General features: G+C 53.6%; 5 protein-coding genes. 2 read left to right on the forward strand and 3 right to left on the reverse strand.

Translation table 11 applies throughout. The features are described 5' to 3' along the window. Position 1: 1 nt before the first annotated feature. From glf to ACR0DB_RS19600, 3 genes are read right to left on the reverse strand one after another with little or no spacing between them, the layout of a single operon-like run. The gene (gene glf, locus ACR0DB_RS19590; protein WP_480552597.1) at positions 2 to 1,159 is read right to left on the reverse strand and encodes a UDP-galactopyranose mutase; all 1,158 of its coding nucleotides are present in this window, start codon (positions 1,157 to 1,159) and stop codon (positions 2 to 4) included. Beyond that, entirely contained in the window at positions 1,160 to 2,050 is an 891-nt protein-coding gene (locus ACR0DB_RS19595) for a hypothetical protein (protein WP_480552598.1), read from the reverse strand. Next, positions 2,047 to 2,847, reverse strand: coding sequence for a glycosyltransferase family 25 protein (locus ACR0DB_RS19600; protein ID WP_170785347.1), 801 nt, complete (start codon positions 2,845 to 2,847; stop codon positions 2,047 to 2,049). Before ACR0DB_RS19600 ends, ACR0DB_RS19595 begins: the two co-directional genes overlap by 4 nt. Positions 2,848 to 3,351: 504 nt before the next feature. Here ACR0DB_RS19600 and ACR0DB_RS19605 point away from each other — a divergent pair. Both ACR0DB_RS19605 and ACR0DB_RS19610 read left to right on the forward strand, forming a co-directional pair. Further along, complete coding sequence (locus tag ACR0DB_RS19605) at positions 3,352 to 5,136, forward strand: ABC transporter ATP-binding protein (protein WP_170770664.1); 1,785 nt, start codon at positions 3,352 to 3,354, stop codon at positions 5,134 to 5,136. A 280-nt stretch (positions 5,137 to 5,416) separates the two neighbouring features. Next, the coding region (locus ACR0DB_RS19610) for a matrixin family metalloprotease (RefSeq protein ID WP_480552600.1) at positions 5,417 to 7,128 on the forward strand (1,712 nt) is incomplete at its 3' end.

The following is a 7,128-nucleotide window of genomic DNA, read 5'->3' on the forward strand; positions in this document are numbered from 1 at the left end:
TTTACAGAACCGAAACAAAGAACGGCTTCAGGGTTTCCCCGTTTGAAACTGCGGCCTGTGCAGCGTTTGCTGTATCCAGCGCCTCGCGAATGGTGACGTCCATATCGAGATAGCGGTAAGTCCCGAGTCGACCCACAAATGTGACATTTTGTGCCGCCTCGGCCAGATCCGCATAGTCCTTCAACAAGGCTTTTTCTTTCACCTGCCGGATCGGGTAATACGGGATGTCGTCGGGGCCCGCTGCGCGCGAGTATTCGCGGTAGCAAACCGAGCCCTGATGGTCTTCCCACGGGGCAAAATGCTTGTGCTCGGTAATGCGGGTGAAGGGCACGTCCTCGTCGCCATAGTTCATGACCGCGCAGCCTTGATAGTCGCCTTCATAGGTGAACCGTTCGAAATCCAAAGTGCGATAGCCCAGCCGACCAAGTTCATAGTCGAAATAGCCATCTAGCGGGCCGGAATAGAACACGTGGTCAAACGCGGCGCCCATCTCGCGATTGAATGTTGTTTCCAGCTGAACCGTGATTGCAGGGTGATCGAGGATACCGGCAATCATTTCGGAATACCCTTCTTCCGGCATTCCCTGAAATCTGTGAAAAAAGTAGTTGTCGTCGTAGTTGAACCGTACCGGCAGACGTTTGAGGATCGAAGCAGGCAGTTCAGAGGGGTGGCAGCCCCATTGCTTGATTGTGTAGCCCCTAAAAAACGCCTCATAGAGATCGCGACCGACATAGCGCAGCGCTTGTTGTTCAAAGCTCTGTGGGTCGGTGATCGAAGTATCGGCCTGTTCTTGGGTGATAAAGGCGCGCGCCTCATCCGGGCGCAGGGTGGTGCCGAAGTATTGATTGATCGTGTGCAAATTGACTGGCAGCGAGAACACCCGGCCTTGGGATGTTGTTTTCACCCGGTTCTTGTATGGCCGGAATGTCGCAAAGCGATTGACGTAATTCCAGACCTCTTCGTCATCGGTGTGGAAAATATGGGGGCCATAGACATGAACCAGAACGCCTGTTTCCGCGTCGCGATGGGTGTGACAATTGCCGCCGATATGATCGCGGCTGTCGACAATGGTGATCTTGTGACCCCGCTCTGCCAGCGACCGGCCTATGACCGCGCCCGAGAGCCCGGCCCCAACCATCAGGAAATGCCGCGTGCTCATTCAGGGCCCTTTCTGTTTTGACGTGATGGTCGTCATGTCCAACGGCTTGGACACTTGCCGCCGCGCGATCTTGAGGATACCTGATCGGGCTGATCCTCTGTCGCGAAACTCCGACAGAACAGACAGCCAGCTTTTGCACATGCGCCAGCCAAGCTGCACCCGCCCCGAGATCGGCTGCCCACCCTGCAAGATCCCGGCAAAGACGATGGGCACAGTGCGGCGGGTCAGATCGAACATCTCTTTCAGGACGGCCTCTTCCTGTTCAGAACTCAGGTTGCCGGTTTCAGCCATGGCTGATTTTAGAGCCTTGCCCACCGGACGGGTGTGGTGCATCGCGATTTCGTCCAGAATGGCGGTGCGATAAGCTCCGGCCTCGGCCCAGCGGCACCAGATATAGTCCAGCCCGTATCCGCTCATCGTACCTTGAAACAGGGGCAGGGCCTTTTTCAAAACATCCAGATGCAGGCACGGGGCCATGATCTCGATATAGTTGATATAGCGCAGCACAAATCCGGGGCATCGGCTGAAAACAAAATGCGAATAGTAGCTGTCGAGTGTCAGTGATGGCTGTGCGATGCGCAATCCATGAGTGCGCATGGCTTGAAACAGGGCGTTCACATCCTGCGCGCTGATATCCAGATCGTCATCCGGCAACCAGATGAAGTCATATTGATCCAGATCCCTGTCGGACAGCGTCTTGTATAAGCCATCCCACTTGCCGCCCTTGATCAGAACAGCCTCAACGCCCGGCTGCGGGGTGAAGGCCGCAAAAGCATCGTCCGAGAAATAACTGACCAGCAAATCGTAGTCGCGCTGCTTTAACGGCAAGTCTTGCCATCTGTGGTGCAACGAGTTGTTGCCCGCCCGGACAACCACGAGGTTTTTTTTCATGCGTGCTTTTGAACCTGACTATCTGCCCGCATCAATGGGGCCAGTCCTTCGATCATGTCCGGGTTCAGAGGGTGACTCAAGCGTCCGTGCGTGTATTTCGCCTGATACACCAGGTTACGGACAAATCTATTCAACGGTGAGCCGGGTTTGGCACGGCGGCGACAAGGATCAATATTGCTTTCGCTGTTCTGCCGTTCCGTAATCATTTGCTTGCGCAGGGTCAGAATGGGGACGTTGTGTTCCCAATAAAATTTCAAGTCGATATCAATCGGTCTCGAGATGGGCGCTTCGGGCTTCAACAGACGCTGTGCAGCGCGGCGACCCAGAACATAGCCGGTGGTTCTTGGAGGTAATCTGTCTGATAAAACAAGGTGTTGATCTGCAAATGACGTCAGAACCTGAAGGTTATTCCCCGGCACGCCATCTAGTTTGATCATCACGTCCTCAAAACACTCGGGGCAATCTTCGAGAGCGTTCAGGAAAGGCTGTGGGTCAACGATAAAGGTGGCGTCGTCCTCAAGAACCAAGCTGACACACTGATCGGATTCGGCAATTATTTGCCAGATCTTTCGATGCCCCAATGTGCAGGCGACCTCTCCTCGACTAAGAGGCCGCTTGAACTTTACCCGGTTCATATCGGCATCGTAGACGCAGCGCAGATCGGCCTCGGCCATCTGATCGCCAGATATCGCGTCACAAAATTCGTGATGCAGCCCGTGTTGCGTAAGCTCACGCTCGCAGAAGCGCCGACGCTCTACATCTTTTGGTAGACTAAGAATGAAAGTCCGGATCGACACAATATGGATTCCAAAAATGCTCTACCGCGTTACTACGTATCTCAATTGGCTAGTACAAGCGCAATTGGCAGCTTGCATTTGCCGGTGCGACAAGAAGGTCAGTCTGGCTGACCGCGATGCAGAAAACAATTTATGCGTGCGCAACGTGATCATCGCTTTGAATATGGTAGTGCGTATATTAACGTGCTCAAGAGTAACACAATTTCGCAGTTTGAACATCGCCAAAATTGGGTAAATACAATTGCGCAGACTTCCGCCGTCGATATCTGCGCTGTGGGCATTTTGCTGCTTGGTAGCGGCCCTTTCCGAGTGCGGTCAGGCAATTTTAGGCAGGTTGTCGAGAGTTTGTAAGACTTGTTTCGCCTATAGACCCCACCTATTTTGACGCGGAACTTGATTGCCCCCGGACGGGGCTAGTCTGTCGCGGTGTATTATCTGCCCTTTTGGCAAACCGGAATATGGGTTATCTGGGCGAGCGCATGGTTTCACGATCTGGAGAATGCAATGATTAAGCGCGCCTGGGATGAATGGCGATCTGGCTATATGGGTCGTCTCATCAGCGAGAGCTTTTTTGCGCAGGGCAGACTGTATGCCGTTGCAATCGTTGCGATGATTGCAGTTGCTGCTACGACCGCAGGGGCGGCTTTCATGATGGAATACATCGTGGACGCCATGACCAGCCCGGAAATGAGAAGCTATGCCTCTTTGATTGCGCTTGGCGTTGTAGGTCTTTTTCTTGCCAAAGCGCTCGCTACCTATGTTCAGGCCATCTATCTGGCGCGGGCTGGCAACCGTATTGTGGCCGCCCAGCAAGACCGGGTGTATCGCAAGCTGCTGCGCCATGGGGTGTCTTTCTTTTCGGCCAATGAATCCTCGGACCTTTTGATGAGGACGACAAATGGAGCTCAGTCGGCGCGGAGACTGATTGATATCCTGGTCACCGGGTTTGTGCGTGATGCTTTGACCCTCGTGGGTCTGGTGATCGTAATGGTTTATCAGCAACCCGTCTTGTCGATCATGTTTTTCCTCGTTGGACCGGTTGCGCTGTATGGCGTGCGCCGCTTGTTGAAAAGCGTACGTTCGATCATGCAGGCCGAGTTCAAATCACTGGCCGAGATCATTCGCGTACTGCAAGAGACATCTGCGGGGATCAAAGTAATCAAGGTCTTTGCGTTGGAAGACCGCATGATTACACGGATGGACACCGCGATCCGCAAGGTGGAGGAGCGTGCAAACGATATCGCCCGGCTACAATCCATCGCCAGCCCGCTGATGGAGTTTCTGGCCGGTTTGGCAGTTGCCGGTGTTCTGATCGTCAGCACGATGGGTATCGCGGGGTCCGAGCCGCCTACTGCAGGTCAGTTGATGTCCTTTATCACGGCCCTGTTGATGGCCTATGAGCCGGCTAAGCGCCTCTCCAAGATGCGGGTTCAGATTGAAGCTGCCATGGTTGGTGTCGGTCTTCTGTTTGGCTTGCTGGACCAGGAAGACACGATGCAGGAGAGCCCCGATGCCCATGATCTGCTGGACGGCCCCGGTGAGATTGCACTGCGCAATGTGACGTTTGGCTACAAAGGTACGATACCTGTCATCGAGGACATGAACCTGACTTTCCAGGCGGGCAAGACCACCGCGCTTGTCGGTCAATCCGGTGGCGGAAAATCTACGATTTTCGGTCTGATCATGCGATTTTATGACCCCGATGAAGGACAGGTGGAGATTGATGGCCAGGACCTGCGCCATGCCAGCTACGCGTCTCTGCGGCGCAAGATTTCTTATGTTGGGCAGGATACGTTCCTGTTTTCGGCCTCGGTGATGGACAACCTGCGATGTTCTGCACCAGAGGCCACCGACGAAGAGGTGATTGCGGCGGCGCGAGCTGCACACGCCCACGACTTCATCACGGAGCTGTCCGACGGCTATGACACGCAAGTTGGAGAAAACGGCACGTTTTTGTCCGGAGGCCAGAAACAGCGCATCGCCATCGCCCGTGCGATCCTGCGAAAGGCGGAAATTCTGTTGCTGGACGAAGCCACCAGCGCGTTGGACGCAGAATCCGAATCTCTCGTAAAACAAGCTTTGGATTCTCTGACCGCAGATATGACCGTCGTTGTGATTGCGCACCGTCTTTCCACGATCCTTGAAGCAGACAAGATCATGGTGGTCCAGGATGGAGCCGTTGTTGAGCAAGGCAATCTGGACGAGCTGATGAAACAGAACGGCAGCTTCCGTCGTCTGTTTGACCAGCAGTTCAAGAAAAGCGCGGCTGAACCAGAGGTGGCTGAGTGAATATCGACTGCCGCTGTTTGCACATGTAGCTTTATGCCCTTACTGTTTTCTCGCCAGCGAACCCGCGATTCCTGACGTCAATCTCGCAAAATGCGTGAATGCTCACGAACGCGTGTCCTCTAGACAACGCTTTGGGTTCGGAGTCTGTGCGGGCTGGCATTGTGATTTGCACCCGACGCTGTTTTGCGTCATGGCGGGAGTGTTGCCTTGTTAATGACAACTTTGGCGTGAAATTACAGCGCCGGTAACGCAGGCCTGAAATATTCTTGAGGTTGTTGATATGACCACTTTTATTCCCGGACCCAGTTCGGCTTCCCCTCTTAGTGCTATTCAGGGTGACGTTGCCTATGGCGATGGGAACCCCAATACCACGACGGTCATTACATATAATTTTGATCAATACCTGGATTCTCAATCCTGGACAGAGTCCCACAAGGCAGATTTCCGCGCGGCGCTGGCGGCCATCGAAGCCGTGGCAAATGTACAGTTTGTTGAAGTATCTTCTTGGCTAGAAGCGGATATCTACGAAATCATTGCCCCATCTTCGAGCAGTTTTTTCGGTTCATCGAGCACTCTCGGATATCACTATACGCCGTCTAACTCTCCGTCCGAAGGCGCGTTCAATACAGATTTCTGGACCACAGGGTTGGGCGGGAACGGCGACCCGGGTGGTTTCTTTTTTACCACTTTGTTGCACGAACTTGGTCACGCCTTGGGCCTAGGCCACCCGCATGACACCGGGTTGGGCACAACGGTTCTGAATGGTGTGACTTCGCCCTTCTTTTCGTACGGCGATGGCAACCTGAATCAGGGTGTTTTCACTGTGATGTCGTACAATGATGGCTGGACTCAGGTGAACGGCCAATTGCCGGTGAATGCGACGTATGGCGGATCGACCGGTCTTGGGGCGCTGGATATTGCAGCACTTCAAGCCATGTACGGAGCAAATACCACCTATAATTCCGGTGCCAATACCTATGATCTGGCGTCGTTCAATACGGCCGGTGTTGGATACCAGGCCATTTGGGACACTGGTGGAATAGACACAATTCGACATACTGGTAGCGCCGCCGCCATAATCGACCTGCGCCCTGCGACACTTGACTATAGTCCGTTCGGTGGTGGTGCTATTTCCTATGTCGATGGCGTACAGGGCGGTTTTACTATCGCTTTTGGTGTGGTGATCGAAAACGCGTCTGGCGGATCAGGAAGCGATACAATTACTGGCAATGCTGCCGTCAACACTTTGAACGGAAATGGTGGCAACGACATCATTTACTCGCTTTCGGACGGCAGCAACAATAACACGATCAACGGCGGCACAGGCCACGATACCATCTATGTCGCAAACGGGACCGGCCAGGATACGGTTGACGGTGGTGAAGGAAACGACACTGCCATTGTGCAGGACAATAACGGTTCATTCACCGGCGGGACGGGGTTTGACATCGTTCGCTTTATAAGCGGATTGAATACCTACCTGTTCCAAGACAATGGCAGCACCTATACGTTCTACAACGTGCTGACACAGACCTCTTTCACAGTGTCCAGCGATGTTGAGCTTTTCGAGTTCTCGAACGGATCGCAATCGTATAATTACGCTGGCATTTCATCGGCCACACAGATTCTAGACATCGAGAACACAGGCACGGTTCTTCAACACGCGTCTCATGGTATTTACCTTCTGGGCGGCGGAAATACCCCAATTGCAATCACTGTGGACAGCGTTGTTGTCGGTGATGAGACGCTGGACGGTTGGAGTGCGATTCAAGCTGAGGCTGCTGACTCGGGCGGGTATCGTCTTTTGTGGAAAACCGATCAGGGTAATGCGTATTTTGAATGGATCTTGGATGACCAGGGCGTTTATGTTTCGGGTCAAAGTGTGGGCAATGTAGTCGATGTCGAAGCGTTCTACGATGTGGACCTCAACGATGACGACACTATCGGCCATGTGACGACTCCGATCGAATCCGACGGTGCGACTACGTTGGC

The sequence above is a fragment of the Ruegeria sp. AB6 genome (genome assembly GCF_056542685.1).